This is a genomic window from Azospirillum oryzae (assembly GCF_008364795.1).
Taxonomy (GTDB): domain Bacteria; phylum Pseudomonadota; class Alphaproteobacteria; order Azospirillales; family Azospirillaceae; genus Azospirillum; species Azospirillum oryzae.
Map to the genome: position 1 here is coordinate 571299 of NZ_VTTM01000002.1, position 17194 is coordinate 588492.

Annotated in this window: 17 protein-coding genes; 10 read left to right on the top strand and 7 right to left on the bottom strand. The window is 66.6% G+C overall.

The window, feature by feature from the left end; genetic code table 11:
* Positions 1-28 precede the first annotated feature (28 nt).
* From miaA to ilvC, 7 genes are all read left to right on the top strand, one after another.
* Positions 29-1021, top strand: a complete 993-nt coding sequence (gene miaA, locus FZ938_RS08740) for a tRNA (adenosine(37)-N6)-dimethylallyltransferase MiaA (RefSeq protein ID WP_149198153.1) — start codon at positions 29-31, stop codon at positions 1019-1021.
* 17 nt (positions 1022-1038) lie between these two features.
* The gene (locus tag FZ938_RS08745) at positions 1039-2250 is read left to right on the top strand and encodes an aminotransferase-like domain-containing protein (RefSeq protein ID WP_149198154.1); all 1212 of its coding nucleotides are present in this window, start codon (positions 1039-1041) and stop codon (positions 2248-2250) included.
* Between the two features lie 336 nt (positions 2251-2586).
* A complete protein-coding gene (locus FZ938_RS08750; RefSeq protein WP_149198155.1) occupies positions 2587-4350 on the top strand; it encodes an acetolactate synthase 3 large subunit in 1764 nt (587 codons plus the stop codon).
* 35 nt (positions 4351-4385) lie between these two features.
* Positions 4386-4892, top strand: coding sequence for an acetolactate synthase small subunit (gene ilvN / locus FZ938_RS08755; protein WP_149198156.1), 507 nt, complete (start codon positions 4386-4388; stop codon positions 4890-4892).
* 101 nt (positions 4893-4993) lie between these two features.
* The gene (locus FZ938_RS08760; RefSeq protein WP_149198157.1) at positions 4994-5260 is read left to right on the top strand and encodes a type II toxin-antitoxin system Phd/YefM family antitoxin; all 267 of its coding nucleotides are present in this window, start codon (positions 4994-4996) and stop codon (positions 5258-5260) included.
* A gap of 8 nt (positions 5261-5268) precedes the next feature.
* Positions 5269-5724: a PIN domain-containing protein gene (locus tag FZ938_RS08765; RefSeq protein WP_246457763.1), complete on the top strand. Its 456-nt coding sequence runs from the start codon at positions 5269-5271 to the stop codon at positions 5722-5724.
* 63 nt (positions 5725-5787) lie between these two features.
* Positions 5788-6807: a ketol-acid reductoisomerase gene (ilvC, locus tag FZ938_RS08770; protein WP_014248441.1), complete on the top strand. Its 1020-nt coding sequence runs from the start codon at positions 5788-5790 to the stop codon at positions 6805-6807.
* Between the two features lie 56 nt (positions 6808-6863).
* Here ilvC and FZ938_RS08775 read toward each other — a convergent pair whose 3' ends face one another.
* On the bottom strand, positions 6864-7595 hold the full coding sequence (locus FZ938_RS08775) for an ArsR/SmtB family transcription factor (RefSeq protein WP_149198159.1): 732 nt from the start codon (positions 7593-7595) through the stop codon (positions 6864-6866).
* Between the two features lie 124 nt (positions 7596-7719).
* Between FZ938_RS08775 and FZ938_RS08780 the strand changes: the two genes are divergently transcribed.
* Complete coding sequence (locus FZ938_RS08780) at positions 7720-8640, top strand: DMT family transporter (RefSeq protein ID WP_149198160.1); 921 nt, start codon at positions 7720-7722, stop codon at positions 8638-8640.
* Positions 8641-8656: 16 nt separating this feature from the next.
* Here the strand turns inward: FZ938_RS08780 and mrdA are convergent, their stop codons facing one another.
* The 5 genes from mrdA to FZ938_RS08805 form a co-directional block, all read right to left on the bottom strand.
* A complete protein-coding gene (gene mrdA / locus FZ938_RS08785) occupies positions 8657-10546 on the bottom strand; it encodes a penicillin-binding protein 2 (protein WP_149198161.1) in 1890 nt (629 codons plus the stop codon).
* 18 nt (positions 10547-10564) lie between these two features.
* Entirely contained in the window at positions 10565-11077 is a 513-nt protein-coding gene (mreD, locus tag FZ938_RS08790; RefSeq protein WP_085089967.1) for a rod shape-determining protein MreD, read from the bottom strand.
* A 54-nt stretch (positions 11078-11131) separates the two neighbouring features.
* Positions 11132-12001, bottom strand: a complete 870-nt coding sequence (mreC, locus tag FZ938_RS08795; protein WP_149198162.1) for a rod shape-determining protein MreC — start codon at positions 11999-12001, stop codon at positions 11132-11134.
* A gap of 95 nt (positions 12002-12096) precedes the next feature.
* Positions 12097-13137 carry a rod shape-determining protein gene (locus tag FZ938_RS08800; protein ID WP_012974729.1) on the bottom strand — a complete coding sequence of 347 codons (1041 nt, stop codon included), beginning with the start codon at positions 13135-13137 and terminating at the stop codon, positions 12097-12099.
* 353 nt (positions 13138-13490) lie between these two features.
* Positions 13491-14030, bottom strand: coding sequence for a TIGR00645 family protein (locus tag FZ938_RS08805; protein ID WP_149198163.1), 540 nt, complete (start codon positions 14028-14030; stop codon positions 13491-13493).
* Positions 14031-14253: 223 nt separating this feature from the next.
* On the opposite strand from FZ938_RS08805, the gene phoU reads away from it, so the two are divergent.
* Together phoU and hisE are read left to right on the top strand one after the other, a co-directional pair.
* Positions 14254-14961, top strand: a complete 708-nt coding sequence (phoU, locus tag FZ938_RS08810) for a phosphate signaling complex protein PhoU (RefSeq protein WP_085089964.1) — start codon at positions 14254-14256, stop codon at positions 14959-14961.
* Between the two features lie 136 nt (positions 14962-15097).
* Positions 15098-15424 carry a phosphoribosyl-ATP diphosphatase gene (gene hisE, locus FZ938_RS08815; RefSeq protein WP_149198164.1) on the top strand — a complete coding sequence of 109 codons (327 nt, stop codon included), beginning with the start codon at positions 15098-15100 and terminating at the stop codon, positions 15422-15424.
* 9 nt (positions 15425-15433) lie between these two features.
* Here the strand turns inward: hisE and FZ938_RS08820 are convergent, their stop codons facing one another.
* Positions 15434-16963 (bottom strand): class I SAM-dependent methyltransferase, encoded by a 1530-nt coding sequence (locus FZ938_RS08820; RefSeq protein WP_149198165.1) that lies wholly within the window; start codon positions 16961-16963, stop codon positions 15434-15436.
* Between the last annotated feature and the right edge of the window lie 231 nt (positions 16964-17194).

Sequence of the window (17194 nt, forward strand, 5' to 3'; positions counted from 1 at the left end):
GGAAACGCCGTGGCCCCATGGAAGGGCGATGAACACGCTCACCGATGTCATCGTCATCGGCGGCCCGACCGCATCGGGCAAGTCGGGGCTGGCGCTGGCGATTGCCGAGGCGTTCGGCGGCACCGTCATCAACGCCGACAGCATGCAGCTCTACGCCGATCTGGACGTGCTGACCGCCCGGCCGCCGGCGGAGGATCTGGCACGGGCGCCCCATCGCCTTTATGGCGTGCTGCCGGCGGCGGAACGCGGCTCGGCGGCGCGCTGGCGCGACATGGCTCTGGCGGAGATCGCCGCCGCCAGGGCCGACGGCCGGCTGCCGGTGGTGGTCGGCGGCACCGGTCTTTACCTGCGCGCCCTGATGCAGGGCTTGAGCGAGGTCCCGCCCATCCCCGACGAGGTGCGCGCCGCCGCCCATGCCCGTTTGGCCACCATCGGCGGCGAGGCCTTCCGTGCCGAGCTGATTGCCCGCGATCCGGCGTCGGCCAAGCTGAACCCCGGCGACACCACCCGCCTGACCCGCGCCTGGGAGGTGCTGGAGGCCACCGGCCACCCGCTGTCCCACTGGCAGAGCCGGACGGCCCAGGGCGCGCCGGAGGATTTGCGCTTCACCATCCTCGTGCTCGACCCGCCGCGGGCCGACCTCTACGCCCAGTGCGACAAGCGTTTCCATCTGATGATGGAGCAGGGCGCGCTGGAGGAGGTGCGGCGGTTGGACGCACTGGCGCTCGAGCAGTCCCTCGCCCCCGACCTGCCGGTGCTGAAAGCCCTGGGCGTGCCGGAGTTGCGCCGGGTCCTGCATGGCGAGATCCCGCTCGACGAAGCGGTCGCGCTGGCCCAGCAATCGACCCGCCGCTATGCCAAACGGCAGGTCACTTGGTTTCGGCATCAGATTGTTGGCAAATTCTCTGATATGCTGGTAAGTGATACAGGACAGCATAGCTGCCATACCATCGATCTGCCTTGTTCGCCAGCGGTACGAAATGCAATGCTCGACCGCCTGAGAACGATACTAAATTACTGATCCGAAGGAGAAGCACCGTGTCGGTTGATTGGGGTCATGTGTTCGCGGGCCGCGTGGGCGGCATGACGGCGTCCGAAATCCGGGAACTGCTGAAGCTGATCGACCGCCCGGAGATCATCTCCTTCGCCGGCGGCATTCCCGACCCGGACCTGTTCCCCAGCTCCGCCATCGCGCGGTCCTATGAGAAGATCTTCCAGTCCAATGCCGGTGCCGGCGCTGCCCTGCAATACTCCATCACCGAAGGCTACACGCCGCTGCGGGAATGGATCTGTGATTACATGGGCCGCAAGGGCGTCAACATCGGCCTGGACGGCGTTCTCATCACCAACGGCTCGCAGCAGGTGCTGGAGTTCGTCGGCAAGCTTCTGATCGGTCCCGGCGACAAGATCGTGGTGACCCGTCCGACCTATCTCGGCGCGCTCCAGGCCTTCTCGCCCTACGAGCCGACCTACCTCTCCATTCCGATGGACGAGGAAGGGCCGGAGATAACGGCGCTGACCGAGGCGCTGGCGCAGAAGCCGAAGTTCTTCTACCTCGTCCCCGATTTCCAGAACCCCAACGGCACCACGGTGACGCTGGCCCGCCGCCACGCCATCCTGGACGCCTGCGAGGCGGCCGGCGTGCCGGTGATCGAGGACACCGCCTATTGCGAGCTGCGCTATGACGGCGAGCATCTGCCGCTGCTGGCGGCGCTGGATTGCGAGCGCAATGGCGGCAAGCTGACCAACGTGATCTTCGGCGGCACCTTCTCCAAGACGATGGTGCCGGCGATGCGCATCGGCTGGGTCAATGCGGCGCCGGAGGTGGTCAACCGGCTGGTGCTGATGAAGCAGGCGGCCGATCTGCATGCCAGCACGATCAACCAGATCGTCATGCACGACGTCGTCTCGCAGATCTTCGACAGCCACATCAAGCTGCTGCGCACCCAGTACAAGGAGCGCCGCGACGCCATGCTGGCGGCGCTGGACGAATTCGCCCCGCCGGGCGTCACCTGGACCAAGCCGGAAGGCGGCCTGTTCGTCTGGATCGAAGCGCCGGAAGGCGTCGACGGCACCGAACTGCTGGCCCGCGCCATCAAGGAGGCCAACGTCGCCTTCGTTCCCGGCTCGGCCTTCCATGCCGACCGGTCGGGCAAGAACACGCTGCGTCTGGCCTTCTCCGTCACCAAGCCGGCCCAGATCCGCGAGGGCATCCGCCGGCTGTGCGGACTGCTGAAGACCGCCGCCTGACGGGCTGCGCGTTCGGTCTATCGCCCCTTCGGAACGGCGGCCGCGCTTCGGTGCGGTCGCCGTTTCCGTTTGCGGCAAGCGCTGGCGGGGCAGGGGGCGGAGCGTGGTCGCCACCTCCAATGGGCGCGCAACAATTGGAAAAACTGCGGCAAAAAAACTTTGCAAACATTCGGGAATTGGGTTGACCTATGACGGATGATTTGACTAATTTGCCCGTCCCAGCACAGGCCATCGGGGCTAAGCCGTTGTTATGAACGGCATCCCCCACGGCAGGTTTGGTGTTCCCAAGGAACCGGGTGCCCTAGAGGAGGCGCCCACATGAGAAGGTCGTGAGCGATGTCCGAACAGAAGCTGACCGGCGCCCAGATCGTCATCAAAGCCCTGAAGGATCAGGGCGTTGACATCATCTTCGGCTACCCCGGCGGCGCCGTACTTCCCATCTACGACGCGCTGTTCCAGCAGAACGACCTGAAACATGTCCTTGTACGCCACGAGCAGGCCGCGGTTCACGCGGCGGAGGGCTACGCGCGCTCGACCGGCAAGGTCGGCTGCGTGCTGGTGACCTCCGGCCCCGGCGCCACCAACGCGGTGACCGGCCTGCTGGATGCGCTGTGCGACAGCATTCCGCTCGTCTGCCTGTCGGGCCAGGTGCCGACCCACCTGATCGGCAACGACGCCTTCCAGGAAGCCGACACCACCGGCATCACCCGTCCCTGCACCAAGCACAATTACCTGGTGAAGGACGTCGACAATCTGGCCCGCACCCTGCACGAGGCCTTCTATGTCGCGCGCAGCGGCCGGCCCGGCCCGGTGCTGGTCGATATCCCGAAGGACGTGCAGTTCGCCGACGGCACCTACGTCCCGCCGGCGGAGGTCAAGCACAAGACCTACCGTCCCCAGGTGAAGGCGGAGATCGCCCGCGTCGAAGAGGCGGTGGAACTGATCGCCAACGCCAAGCGGCCGGTCTTCTACACCGGTGGCGGCGTCATCAATGCCGGCCCCTTCGCCGCCAAGCTGCTGACCCAGTTCGTCAAGACCACCGGTTTCCCGATCACCTCCACCCTGATGGGCCTGGGCGCCTTCCCGGCGTCCGATAACCAGTGGCTGGGCATGGTCGGCATGCATGGCACGTACGAGGCGAACCTCGCCATGTACGAATGCGACGTCATGATCAACATCGGTGCCCGCTTCGACGACCGCGTGACCGGCAAGCTGTCCGCCTTCTCGCCGGGTTCCAAGAAGATCCACGTCGACATCGACCCCAGCTCGATCAACAAGAACGTGGCGGTCGACATCCCGATCGTCGGCGACTGCGGCGCCGTGCTGGAAGACATGCTGCGCATCTGGAAGGCGCGCGCCAAGTCGCCGGACAAGGCCGCGCTGAAGGAGTGGTGGGGCAAGGTCGAGGGCTGGCGCGCCCGCAACTGCCTGAACTACAACCGCACCGAATCGGTCATCAAGCCGCAGTATGCGCTGGAGCGCCTGCGCGAGGCCCTGCGCGGCAAGGACCACTACATCACGACGGAAGTCGGCCAGCACCAGATGTGGGCTGCCCAGTTCCTGCCCTTCGACCAGCCGAACCGCTGGATGACCTCGGGCGGTCTGGGCACCATGGGCTACGGCCTGCCGGCCGCCATCGGTGCCCAGCTTGCCCACCCCGACGCCATCGTGGTGGACGTGTCGGGCGAGGCGTCCTTCCTGATGAACATGCAGGAGATCGGCACCGCCGTGCAGTACCGCGCGCCGGTCAAGATCTTCATCCTGAACAACCAGTATATGGGCATGGTGCGCCAGTGGCAGGAACTGCTGCATGGCTCGCGCTATTCCCAGAGCTACTCCGAAGCCCTGCCGGACTTCGTGAAGCTGGCGGAGGCCTGGGGCTGCGTCGGCCTGCGCGCCACCACGGTGGCCGAGGTCGATCAGGTGATCGAGAAGATGCTGGCCGTCACCGACCGCCCCTGCATCGTCGACATCGCCGTCGACCAGAAGGAAAACTGCTTCCCGATGATTCCGGGCGGCAAGGCCCACAATGAAATCCTGTTCGGTCCGGACGACAGCCCGTCCGACGCCACGCCGGAAGACGGCATGGTGCTGGTCTGATCGGCTGACGACGAACGAACGGGGGAATGGGTCTCATGGAAAACGCGATCGAAAAGCACACCATCGCCGTGCTGGTGGACAACGAGCCGGGCGTCCTCGCCCGCGTCATCGGGCTGTTCTCCGGCCGCGGCTACAACATCGAAAGCCTGACGGTGGCGGAGGTGAACAACGCCGAGCACCTGTCGCGCATCACGCTGGTCACCTCCGGCACCCGGATGATCATCGAGCAGATCAAGGCGCAGCTCGGCCGGCTGGTTCCGGTCCACCGCGTCCACGACCTGACCGACGAGGGGCCGTCGGTGGAGCGCGAGCTGGCGCTGGTCAAGGTGGCCGGCACCGGCGACCGTCGGATCGAGGCGCTTCGCCTCGCCGACATCTTCCAGGCGAAGGTGGTCGACGCCACCCTGACCAGCTTCATCTTCGAACTGACCGGCACCACCGAGCAGGTCGACGACTTCGTCGGTCTGATGGGCCAGCTCGGCCTCGTGGAAGCCAGCCGCACCGGCGTGGTCGCCATGTCGAAGGGGCCGGCGGCGTTCTGAGGCTCCCCCCGAGAGTCTCTTCGAGCTCCATCGCCGTCCGGCCCGTTCTGGGTTAGGATGTTCCGCCGGCACGGCCGGACGGCGAGCAGCGGGGAACGGTCATGAAGATGCTGTCGGTGGAAGAGGCAAAGGACCAGCTTGGCGCACTGATCGAAGCCGCGAAGCGCGGCGAGGAGATCGTGCTGACCGAGAACGGCACCCCGGTGGCGCGGCTTTCTGCGACGGAGACGGATTCCGACGCAGTTTCCGAGGAGGAGCGCCGTAGGCAGGCAGGAGAGCGGTTGCTCCGGAAGCTGCGCAAGGGCTATGACCTGGGTGGCCGTGACTGGACCCGTGATGATTTGCACGAGCGCGGTTCCTTGCCATGAGTCGACCGTTGGTCAGCTTCGATACGAACATTCTGTTCTATGCGGCCGACCGGCGAGATCCCGCCAAATATGCAATCGCTCTGGATTTGCTGGAGAGAGCAGCGGTGGCAGGTTCCAGTGTCGTGATTGCGGGACAGGTGCTGTGCGAACTTTATGCGTCGCTGACCCGGAAGCGAATCCTGCCGCCGGGCGAGGCATTGGACTTGGTTCGCGATTACGAGCAGACCTTCGAGCGCCTTCCCGTTGCCACCGATGCCTTCCGGCGTGCATTCGGCGTAGTAGCCGCGCACGGCTTGCAAATCTGGGATGCGGTCCTATGGGCGAACGCCGATGCGTATGGCTGTAAGTACCTTGTGTCCGAAGATTTTCAGGGCGGACGGCGACTTGGCGGAGTCACTTTCCTGAACCCCTTCACCGCGGACGGACGGCTTTTGCTTGACGCGGCCTTGCCACCGATGGACTAATCCGCCCCGCGCACTAATCGCTTCGTTCAACACCCGGCTAGTGAAATTTAAGGAACCATCTCCATGCGCGTCTATTACGATCGTGATGCCGACGTCAACCTGATCAAGGGCAAGAAGGTCGTCATCGTCGGCTACGGCAGCCAGGGCCATGCCCACGCCCACAACCTGCGTGACAGCGGCGTGAAGGACGTGCGGATCGCGCTCCGCCCGGGTTCGGCCACCATCAAGAAGGCCGAGACCGCCGGCTTCACCGTGATGACCCCGGCCGAAGCCGCCGCCTGGGCCGACGTCGTGATGGTTCTGACCCCGGACGAGTTGCAGGCCGACCTGTACCGTGACGATCTGGCCCCGAACATGAAGCAGGGCGCCGCCCTGGCCTTCGCGCACGGCCTGAACGTCCACTTCAACCTGATCGAGCCGCGCGCCGACCTCGACGTGTTCATGATCGCGCCGAAGGGCCCCGGCCACACCGTGCGCAGCGAATACCAGCGTGGCGGCGGCGTGCCGTCGCTGGTCGCCGTGCACCAGAACGCCTCGGGCAACGCGCTGGACATCGCCCTGTCCTACGCTTCGGCCAATGGCGGCGGCCGCGCCGGCATCATCGAGACGACCTTCAAGGAAGAGTGCGAAACCGATCTGTTCGGTGAGCAGGCCGTGCTCTGCGGCGGCCTGACCGAGCTGATCCGCGCCGGTTACGAGACGCTGGTCGAGGCGGGCTACGCCCCCGAGATGGCCTACTTCGAGTGCCTGCACGAAGTGAAGCTGATCGTCGACCTGATGTACGAGGGCGGCATGGCCAACATGCGCTACTCGATCTCCAACACGGCCGAATACGGCGACTACCGCACCGGCCCGCGCATCATCACGCCCGAGACCAAGGCCGAGATGAAGCGCGTGCTGACCGACATCCAGGAAGGCCGCTTCGTCCGCGACTGGATGCTGGAATGCAAGGCCGGCCAGCCGTCCTTCAAGGCGATCCGTCGCCGCAACGCCGAGCACGAGATCGAGAAGGTCGGCGAGAAGCTGCGCGCCATGATGCCGTGGATCGCCGAGCGCCGTCTGGTCGACAAGTCGAAGAACTGATCCGGCGAACGCCGCATCGGTCTGTTGAGAAGCGCGTCCCTTCGGGGGCGCGCTTTTCATTTGGCGGCCAGATGCTCCGGTGCGATGCCGAAATTCGTGGCGAACTCTTTGCTGCCGGCATCGGTGATCGCCACCGCGCGGCTGTCAGGGATGCGGACGATCCAGCCGCGCTCCAGCGAACAGGTCAGCAGGGCCGCACCCAGCCGCCCGGCCAGATGGGGCCGCCGCTCGCTCCAGTCCAGGCAGACCCGGCAAAGCGGTCTGCGGTGCCCGCCCGCTTCGGGAATTGCGAGCCCCAGGCCGCCCAGGAAATCGCGGCCATCGTCCGTCACCAGGGCGCTGCCGTCGTCGAGGATCACGAACCCGCGCTCGTTCAGCGTGTCGGCCAATTTTGTGCCGAGCCGTCCAGCGAGATGGTCGTAGCAGGTGCGGGCGGTCCGCAATGCCTCGTCCTTCGGGCCGGGCGGACGGTGGCGCCGCGGGCCCACGGCTGCCACCGCCATCAGGCTTTCCATTGCCTGGGCGATGTCGGGGGAGGCCAGCCGGTAATAGCGGTGCCGGCCCTGTCGCTCCACTGCCAGCAATCCGGCCTCGCTCAATTTGGCGAGGTGGGCGCTGGTGGTCGGCGCTCCGACGCTGGCATGCCAGGACAATTCGCCGGCGGTCAGCGCCTGCCCGCCCATCAGGGCGGAGAGGATGTTTGCACGCGCCGGATCGCCGATCAGCGCGGCGATGGTGGCTATGCCGTTGGCGGAGGCGGTGGGGAAGGGCGGGCTGGTCATGTGCATCAGTTTAGGCCGCTTCGCCAGAACCGTCAGCCGCCGACGTTTCGTCCACGGCCGAAGCGTTCGCGGCGGTCTTCCAAGTGGCGGGCAGGCATGGTGGGCCGGAATGCAGCCCGACGGAGCCATCATGACCATCCTTCCCGCCCCCGATACCCTGGCTTGTCAGCCGAACCTGCATGTCGAGCTTGCCTTGCTGCTGGCCCTCGCCACCTTGTGGGGAGCGTCCTACAGCTTCATCCGCATCGGCGTGGAGACGATCCCGCCATTGACCTTCATCGCCGGCAGGACGCTGATCGCGGGAGCGATCCTGCTGGCGGTCATCCGCTGGCGGGGCCTTTCTCTGCCACGCGATCCGGCGCTGTGGCGCCGCTTCCTGGTTCAGGCCTGTCTGAACAGCGTCCTTCCCTTCACCCTGATCGCTTGGGCCGAACAGACGGTCGATGCCGGAACCGCCGTCATCCTCAACGCGACCACGCCGATTTTCGCGTTTCTCCTCACCCTTCTGTTCACCCGGCACGAGCCGTTGAGCATCCGGAAGGCGGTCGGCGTGCTCGCCGGTCTCGGTGGGACGGTTCTCATCATCGGGGTGGGGGCGGTGGATGGCATCGGCAGCGATCTGCTGGCACAAGGCGCGATTGTTCTCGCTACACTTTGCTATGCCGGCGCCGCCATCTTCGGCCGCGTGTTCAAAGGGCAGGACCCGGTCATGCCGGCCGCGGGAGCGCTGCTGTGCGGAGCCGCCCTCCTGTTGCCGGTCAGTCTGGCGGTCGACCGGCCTTGGACTCTGGCGCCATCCTGGGACTCGCTGCTCGCGCTCGTCGCCCTGTCGGTCTTCTCGACCGCGCTGGCCTTCGTTCTATATTTCCGTCTGGTTCAAACCCTGGGATCGGTGCCGACCACTGCGCAGGCCTATCTGCGGGTGCCCATCGGGGTCGGGATCGGGGCACTTCTGTTGGGCGAGGCGCTGGAGCCTAACATGCTGGCCGGCTGTGCCGCGGTGGTGATTGGCGTCGCAGCGATGAGCATCCCTGCCCGTCGGCGGGGTTGATCCCGGCGGAGCGATGTCAGCCCCGCGGTTCCGGCATTCCGCTCGGCGGCGGGGTTTCGGCGACGGCGGCGCGGCCGGGGTCGCGCTTCTGGGTTTCCAGCAGGATGTCGCGGGCGATGGGGGCCGCCGCGGTCGACCCGCCGCCGCCATGTTCGACGAAGACGGCGCAGGCGTAGCGCGGCGCCTGGATCGGTGCGAAGGCGACGAACAGGGCGTGGTCGCGCTCGCGCCAGGGAAGGTCCTCGTTCTTCTTCACGCCGGTGTTGCGCTCGGCCATGGTAATGCGGCGCACCTGGGCTGAACCGGTCTTGCCGGCCATCTCGTACCCGACCTCGGTGATGCGCGACTTGAAGGCGGTGCCGTTGGGGGCGTTGACCACCTCGGTCATGCCGCGCAGCACGATGTCGAGATTCTCCTTCTTCACGCCGATGCCGGGCCAGGCGGTCTGTTCGCCGCTGACGGTCTTGATCTGCTTGGTCAGGTGGGGCTTGACCGCATAGCCGCCATTGGCCAGCCGGCAAACCATCACCGCCAGTTGCAGCGGCGTCGTCAGCACATAGCCCTGGCCGATGGAGGCGACCAGCGTCTCGCCCATGTCCCAGCCCTTGCCCAACGTCGCCTTCTTCCAGGCGATGGAGGGGATCAGGCCGGCGCGTTCGTGCGGCAGGTCGATGCCGGTGCGGTGGCCCAGGCCGAAGCGGTTGGACATCTCGGCGATGCGGTCGATGCCGATCCGGCGCGACACGTCGTAGAAGAACACGTCGCAGGAATGGCGCAGCGCGCCGACGAAATCGACCGTGCCGTGCCCGCCACGTTTCCAGCAGTGGAAACGGTGGTCGCCCAGTTCAAGGTAGCCGGGACAGAACACCGTATGGCGGTTGCTGACCACCCCCGATTCCAGCGCCGCCAGTGCCGCCATCATCTTGAAGGTGGAGCCCGGCGGGTATTGGCCGACCACCGCCTTGTTGTTCAGCGGCGTCGCCGGATTGGACAGCAGCTCCTCCCACAGCTCGGCGCTGATGCCCATGGTGAACTGGTTGGGATCGTAGCTGGGGTGGGAGCACAGGGCGTAGATGCCGCCGGTGTGCACATCCATCACCACCGCCGAGGCGCTGACCTCCTGCGACAGCCTTTCCTGCACGAAGCGCTGCAGCGCCATGTCGATGGTCAGCTGGATTTCCCGGCCCGATTGCCCCTCGTCGCGGGAGAGTTCGCGGATGACGCGGCCGACCGCGTTGACTTCCAGCTGGCTGGTGCCGGCGGTGCCGCGCAGCACCTTCTCGTGAAACTTCTCGATGCCGGCCTTGCCGATGCGGAAACCGGGCAGGGACAGCACGGGATCGCTGTTGCCGCTCAGCTCCGCTTCCGATACGGCGCCGACATAGCCCAGGATATGGGCGGTCGCGTCCGCCTGCGGGTAATGCCGCAGCTCGCCCACCTCGATCGCCACGCCGGGCAGGTCGGGGGTGTTGGTCTCCAGCGTCGCCACCTGCTCCCAGGTCAGGTTCTCGCGCACGGTGACGGGCACGAAGCGGCGCTTGCGATGCAACTCGCGCAGCACGCGGCGGCGGTCGCCGTCGGTCAGCGGCACGATGCGGGAAATCTTGTCGAGCGTCTCCTGGATGTTGTGGGTGCGTTCCGACACCACGACGACGCGATAGTTCTGCTCGTTGACCGCCAGCGGCACGCCGAAGCGGTCGACGATGTTCCCGCGCGAAGGCGCGATCAGCCGCAGGCTGATGCGGTTCTCTTCCGCCAGCATGGTGTAACGGGCCGACTCGACGACCTGCAGGTAATACAGGCGACCGACCAGCGCGGACAGGCCGGCCAGCTTGATGCCGCCCAGCACCAGGGCGCGGCGCGCCAGCAGGCGGGAGCGGTCGGTGTCGCGATCGATTGAACTCATGAGGTCCGTCGGGGCCCTTTACCCGTTCAGGAACGCGCGGTGGACGCGGATCAGCAGCCAACCCACCGCAGGAAACACCGCCACCGTCAGCAGGCCCTGGAACAGCGCCGGCAGGATCGACAGCGCGGCGGCGTCCAGCACCGAGAAGGCCAGCCATTGCAGCAGCACGGCACCGGCCATCACCAGCGTGAAGCCGAACCACAGCAGGGCGAAGGTGCTGGCCAGGAACACCCGGCGCTGGTTCAGCACCGCCCATTGGGCGACGACCAGCAGCAGCGCATTCACGCCCAGCGGTCCGCCGACCAGGAAATCCTGCAGCAACCCGATCAGAAACGCCACCCCCGGACGCATCAGGTCAGGCCTGTGGATCGTCCAGTAATAGACCGAAACCAGCGTCAGGTTCGGCGCCACCGGGGCGTAGCCGGGCACCGGCACCGGGATCATGCCGACCAGCACCATCATCACCGTGACGGCGAAGGGCGCCAGATTGCGCCCGGTCTTGTCCACCTTCTGCCAGAAGGTCGCCGTCATATCGGCAATCCCCCGGCTGGCGGACCGTCCGTCCGGTTCACATCCACGTCCAGCTCACTTCGAGTCCGGCGACGGGTCCAGATCGGTACTCGGCAGGCCGAAATCCACCAGACGCAGATATTCGACGCGCGACAGATCGGCGCTGGGCAGGACACGGATGCCACGTTCGCTGACCGCGGTCACCACGCCGACCGGCAAGCCCGGCGGGAACAGGCCGCCGTCACCCGAGGTCACCACCCGCTCTCCCACCTGGATCGGCGAGTCGGGCGGCAGGTAGAGAAGCTTGGCCTGGTCGGAATTGTCGCCGGCCAGGATCGAGCGCTGGCGCGTGTTCGACAGGATCACCGGAATGCGGGCGTTGATGTCGGTCAGCAGCAGGACACGGGACGACCATTCGCCGACTTCGATCACCCGGCCGACCAGACCGGCGCCGGCCAGCGCCGCCTGTCCCTTGCGAACCCCGTCGCGCCGCCCGGCGGTGACCACCAGCGTGCGGACGAAGGAACTGCCGGGCGTGGCGATGACGCGGGCGGCGATATAGTTGACGGACGGCTCCGGGCGGACGCGCAGCAGGCTGCGCAGGCTGTTGTTCTCAGCCTCCAGCCGCAACGCCGCCTGCCGCCATTGCAGCAGCCGGGCGTTCTCGGCCTTAAGCCGCTGGTTCTCGTCGAAGGCGTTCTCAAGTTCCACCGCGGACTCGACCACGCGCGCCGCCGTCGCGGCGGGGCGGGAAATGGCGTCCAGGATGGGGGCGAAGGCATCGGTCACGCGTGCGCGGGCGCTGTCCACCGAAACGGACTCGATCTTTCCCACCATCATCAGCGCGACGGAGGCCAGAACAAGCAGAAGGAAGGAGAAACGCTGCGCGAGAGCCCGCAGAGGGGCGGCAAGGCGGATGACGGAGCCGGATGAGCGTGGCTTCACAGGAAATTCCCGTCCAGATACGCGGTCCGTCTCCGGTCCTCAGCAACCCGAAGAGGGGTGCGGGACCGGAGGCCTTCCAACCAGGGATACACCAATCAGTAGGCGCTGACCAAGACGTTTCGCAGCGTCTTCATCTCCTCCAGCGCGCGGCCGGTGCCGAGCGCCACGCAGGAGAGGGGATCGTCGGCGATCGACACCGGCAGGCCGGTGGCGTGGCGCAGGACGAAGTCCAGATTCCCCAGAAGCGCGCCGCCGCCGGTCAGGACGATGCCCTTGTCGACGATGTCGGCGGCCAGTTCCGGAGCGGTGTGCTCCAGCGCCACCTTCACCGCCTCGACGATGGCCGAAACGGGCTCGGCCAGCGACTCGGCGATCTGGCGTTCGGAGATGATCAGTTCCTTGGGCACGCCGTTCATCAGGTCGCGGCCCTTGATCTCCAGGATGCGGCCCTCACCGTCCTCGGGCGGACAGGCGGAACCGATCTCCTTCTTGATCCGCTCGGCGGAGCCTTCGCCGACCAGCAGATTGTGGCTGCGGCGGATGTAGCCGATGATGGCCTCGTCCATCTTGTCGCCGCCGACGCGCACCGACCGGGAATAGACGATGCCGCCCAGCGACAGCACGGCGACCTCGGTGGTGCCGCCGCCGATGTCGACGACCATCGAACCCGTCGGCTCCGTCACCGGCAGCCCGGCGCCGATCGCGGCGGCCATCGGCTCCTCGATCAGGAAGACGCGGCGGGCGCCGGCGGCCTCCGCCGATTCCTGGATCGCCCGGCGTTCCACCGCCGTCGAACCCGACGGCACGCAGATGATGACCTGCGGGCTGGCGAAGCTGCGGCGGTTGTGAACCTTGCGGATGAAATGCTTGATCATTTCCTCCGCAACTTCGAAATCAGCGATGACGCCGTCGCGAAGCGGCCGGATGGCCTGGATGTTTCCGGGCGTGCGGCCAAGCATCATCTTCGCCTCGTCACCGACGGCGAGGACCTGCTTCTTGCCGCGCACGTTGGCGATGGCGACGACGGACGGTTCGTTCAGGACGATGCCGCGGCCCTTGACATAGACCAGGGTGTTGGCCGTCCCCAGATCGATCGCCATGTCGGCGGACAGAACGCCGAGCAGTTTGGAGAGCATGGAGCTGACGAACTCTATCAAAGCGGTTGAGACGGCCGAGCCGGCGGACTGGCATAGCATGCCCGCCAACGGTTCCATAGTCGAATGCGCCCGCACGCTCAAGCGGAGAGTGCGCCCGGCAGCCCTGATACCTGCCGCGAAGACGGTCTCCGGAGGACCGGTGACCGCCGCGGCGCGGTGTCTGGTGATCGGGACATTGGCTGGTTAGGGTTAATATTCCGTCAACGGGCCGAAGCCCCGCGGTCAAACCCAATCCGATCCGCCGACAGCCCGGCAAGCCGGTGTGACCGTTGAAGTGTCTATCCCTGTCGATGAGGCGCTGCAATGGCCTTTTGCCGGCCCTTCCGCCCGGTTCAATGTTGATCCGTTGCGGATTTGGGGCCGGACTTCGCGGCAGGGGCGTGGTGCCCTTCCAGCCTGTCCATGCAGGCGAGCAGAACGCCGGAGATCACGAAGGTCATGTGGATGATGACCAGCCACATCAGCTCGTCGCGGGAGGTCTGCGACAGGTTCATGAAGGCCTTCAGCAGGTGAATGCCCGAAATGGCGACGATGGAGGCGATCAGTTTCAGCTTCAATCCGCCGAAATCGACCTTGCCCATCCAGTCGGGCCGGTCCTCGTGATTGGCGACGTCGATCTTGGAGACGAAGTTCTCGTAGCCGGCGAAGATCACCATCAGCAGAAGATTGCCGGCGAAGGACATGTCGATCAGCGTCAGCACGGCCAGCAGCACGTCCTTCTCGCTCATTTCCAGCACATGCGGGATGATATGCAGGATCTCCTGCGTGAACTTCACCAGCAAGGCGCCCAGCGAGACGACCAGCCCGAGATAGAAGGGGGCGAGCAGCCAGCGGCTGGCAAAGATGATCTGTTCAAAGCGGCGTTCGATCATGGCGGGTTCGGCACGTCGTTGAGTGAGGGAGAAAGCGCGGACTCCACACATGTGTCGCAATGCTGCGCCGCAAAATCAATCCGGCAGTTTCCGGGGTGCGCAAGGGGGGCGGGAACCGGCTTTGGTCATAGGGCCTGGGGTCATAGTGATTGTCATCGTACCGTAACGTCCGGGCGCTATGGTGAGGGCTTTGCACAAGACCGCCGGGAAGGGTTTGGCGACCATGAAGACCTCCGCTCCGCACATCGTGTCCGCGTTCGAGGACGCGCTGAAGCGGCTGAAATCCGCCATCGTGCAGATGGCCGGCGCTGCGGAGACGCAGATCGACCAGGCGCTGACCTGCCTGGCCCAGCGCAATCCCGAGCTTGCGCGGGAAATCGTGGAGTCGGATGCGCGACTCGACTCCTTCGAGCATGACATCGAAGCCCATTGCATGCGCCTGCTGGCCCTGCGCCAGCCGGTTGCCGACGATCTGCGCGAGGTGATCGCGGCGCTGAAGATCGCCGGCAATCTGGAGCGGATCGGCGACCATGCCGCCAACACCGCCAAGCGGGCCGTCGCCATCTTCAGCCTGCCCGACGCCGGATCGATGGCGGGGCTGCCGCAGCTCGGCCGGCTGGTGCGCGAGCGCCTCAGCGCGGTGATCGACGCCTATGTCGACAATGACGGCGAGGCGGCCCTGCGCATCTGGCGCACCGACGACGAGGTGGATGCCCTCTACACCAGCCTTGTTGCGGAGGTGGAACGGTCAGCATTGGCGGCGCCGGACCAGTTCACGGCGCACATGCACCTGATGATGATCGCCAAGAACCTGGAGCGCATCGGCGACCACGCCACCAACATCGCCGAGGTCGTCTATTTCGTCAGTACCGGCGAGGCCCTGCTGGACGAGCGTCCGAAGGCCGACCATTCCTATGACCCGGTGAGCTGAACGGCGCCGCGCCGCAAGGCATAAGGCCATCGTGCGGCGCGTCACCGCGCCTATGGGGGATGGTAATTCCGTCGCGGAGCGATCACGTTATCGAAACGATGCTTCCGTCGCCCGCACACGAGACAAATCCCACCTGATGACCGACGACCTGATCCGCCTCTATGCCGCCATCCTCGACCGCAAGCAGATGGATCCGGCGCACTCCAAGACCGCGCGGCTGATCGCCGCCGGCCCGAAGAAGATCGCCAAGAAGGTGGGCGAGGAGGCGGTCGAGGTCGCGCTGGACGCCATGAACGAGGATCGCCAGGGCGTCATCAACGAAAGCGCCGACCTGCTGTACAACCTGTCGGTCCTGTGGGCGACGCTGAACATCCACCCGGATGACGTCTTCGCCGAAATCCGCCGCCGCGAGGCGCTCTACGGCATCGCCGAAAAGCTGCCGAAGACGGCGGCGGAGCGCTGACGCCGGCACTCAAGCCACCCCAAGTCCCTGCAGCAACGGCAAGCGCCGCTGCACGAAGGCCGCGTGCCGGCGCGCCAGTTCCGCGCGGTTGGCGTCGTCTCCCTCGCAACGCTCACCGTCCCGGCCCAGCACGATGCCGTCGGCCGACAGGTGTTGCCAGGCGAAGGCAGCCGGCTCCACGCCTTGCCGTGCGGCCAGGAGGAACAGAGCCTCGATCCGCGATACCGGCACGCCGGCGCCCAGAAGGGGCGAGGCGAGCTGCCCCGGCGTGTCGCCGAAGCGGTGGCGCTCCAGCACGGCGGCATTGAAGCGGTCGCTTGAGGTCTTCCGTTCGGCAAACCCGTCATCCGGCATCACCGGTGCGGCCAGCGACAGGCTGGCCAGCAGCACCAGCGCGCGCAGCACCGCCTCTTCCCCCTGCGCCGCCAGGGCCGGCAATGCCAGCAGCGCGTCGAGGCTCTGCGGCCCCTCGGCCAGCGCTTCCGCCAGCGGCTGGTAGAGCGCCCGCGGGAAGGGCAGGCGGCCGATGGGGGTGGACGCGACCTCCGGCAGGTCGTCGGCGGCCACCAGGAGCGTGAAACGGGTCTCACCCAGAAGGGCGCGCCGCTCAGTTGGACCCAGCCGTTCGCCGCCCTTCACGAACAGGTCGCGGCGGAAACTGCGGTTGGTCATCACGTCGCGCAGGGTTTCCGCCTGGGCGGGGTCGCGCGCCTCGGCCGCCAGCGCCTGCTGGGCGGGGGAGAGAGTGAGGTCGTCCAACTGCTCCATCGGCACGGCGGCGCCGGCGAATTCCAGCTTCGCGCCGGCCAGCTCGCGCGCCACGTCGGCATGGTAGAAGGCGGTCCAGTCGCCGTTGAGATATTCGTGGGCGATGTAGTTCGGTGATTTGTGGCGAAGCTGCTCGATCCGCTCCGCCACGCCCTCGGTGTTGGCGAACCAGCCGCCGCCCTGCGCCGCCATCCGCGCGGCGAACTCCACCGCACGGGCGATGCGGTCGGGCAGGGGGCCGTCTCCTTCGGCGCAGCGCTCCACCAGCAGGCGACGCAGCGGCATGTGGGCGAGCGTGCCGGGCAGGGCGTTGTAGCTGACGAAGACGACACCGCCGGGCGCCAGCCGGCGGCGCAGCGTATCCAGCAGGATCGCGCGGTTCTCCGCGCTTACCCAGGACCAGACGCCGTGCAGGGCGACGGCGTCCAGTATCGGCCCGTCGCGGCGTGCATATTCGGCAAAGCTCTCCTCCAGGAAATCGGCGTTGGTCAGACCGGCATCGGCGGCCAGCCGGCGGACGCCGGCGATGTGGGAGGGGTTGAAGTCCATCGCCTCGAACCGCGCAGCCGGGTGGGCGCCGGCCAGCAGCGCGCTGGTCAGCCCATGGCCGCAGCCGGGCTCCGCCATGGTGAAGCTGCCACGGCGCAACGCCTCGGGCGGGCGCCAGCCGCGCAGCGTCAGCGCGAAGCGGAGCAGGGCGGGCGACCAGTCGCGATAGATGGCGCGGATATAGTCGATGCCGCCGACATAGCCTTCGGTCCAGCCGCCCATCCCCGATCTCCCGTTCCGATGTCCCGTTTCGACAGCGCCGGTGTAGCCGCCGGGGCGCGAGTCCGGCCACCGAAAAGCACGCGCTAAAAAATTCACATGGGGTGCGATTTTGCTATCGACAGGCCAAAAGCCCTTCGCTATAAACCGCGCCACACCGGCCGGGACAACGGCTTGGCCGGCGCGATGAACAGTAGGCTCGTTTCGGCGAAGTTCACCGCATCAAGAGATGGG

Excerpts from the sequence above, each read along its gene's own strand:
- FZ938_RS08805 (WP_149198163.1), bottom strand. The coding sequence starts at position 14,030 with ATGATCGAACGCCGCTTTGAACAGATCATCTTTGCCAGCCGCTGGCTG.
- FZ938_RS08750 (WP_149198155.1), top strand. The coding sequence starts at position 2,587 with ATGTCCGAACAGAAGCTGACCGGCGCCCAGATCGTCATCAAAGCCCTG.
- FZ938_RS08820 (WP_149198165.1), bottom strand. The coding sequence starts at position 16,963 with ATGGGCGGCTGGACCGAAGGCTATGTCGGCGGCATCGACTATATCCGC.
- mreD (WP_085089967.1), bottom strand. The coding sequence starts at position 11,077 with ATGACGGCGACCTTCTGGCAGAAGGTGGACAAGACCGGGCGCAATCTG.
- FZ938_RS08775 (WP_149198159.1), bottom strand. The coding sequence starts at position 7,595 with ATGCACATGACCAGCCCGCCCTTCCCCACCGCCTCCGCCAACGGCATA.
- hisE (WP_149198164.1), top strand. The coding sequence starts at position 15,098 with ATGACCGACGACCTGATCCGCCTCTATGCCGCCATCCTCGACCGCAAG.
- ilvN (WP_149198156.1), top strand. The coding sequence starts at position 4,386 with ATGGAAAACGCGATCGAAAAGCACACCATCGCCGTGCTGGTGGACAAC.
- mrdA (WP_149198161.1), bottom strand. The coding sequence starts at position 10,546 with ATGAGTTCAATCGATCGCGACACCGACCGCTCCCGCCTGCTGGCGCGC.
- FZ938_RS08800 (WP_012974729.1), bottom strand. The coding sequence starts at position 13,137 with ATGCTCTCCAAACTGCTCGGCGTTCTGTCCGCCGACATGGCGATCGAT.
- miaA (WP_149198153.1), top strand. The coding sequence starts at position 29 with ATGAACACGCTCACCGATGTCATCGTCATCGGCGGCCCGACCGCATCG.
- FZ938_RS08780 (WP_149198160.1), top strand. The coding sequence starts at position 7,720 with ATGACCATCCTTCCCGCCCCCGATACCCTGGCTTGTCAGCCGAACCTG.
- ilvC (WP_014248441.1), top strand. The coding sequence starts at position 5,788 with ATGCGCGTCTATTACGATCGTGATGCCGACGTCAACCTGATCAAGGGC.
- phoU (WP_085089964.1), top strand. The coding sequence starts at position 14,254 with ATGAAGACCTCCGCTCCGCACATCGTGTCCGCGTTCGAGGACGCGCTG.
- FZ938_RS08760 (WP_149198157.1), top strand. The coding sequence starts at position 4,994 with ATGAAGATGCTGTCGGTGGAAGAGGCAAAGGACCAGCTTGGCGCACTG.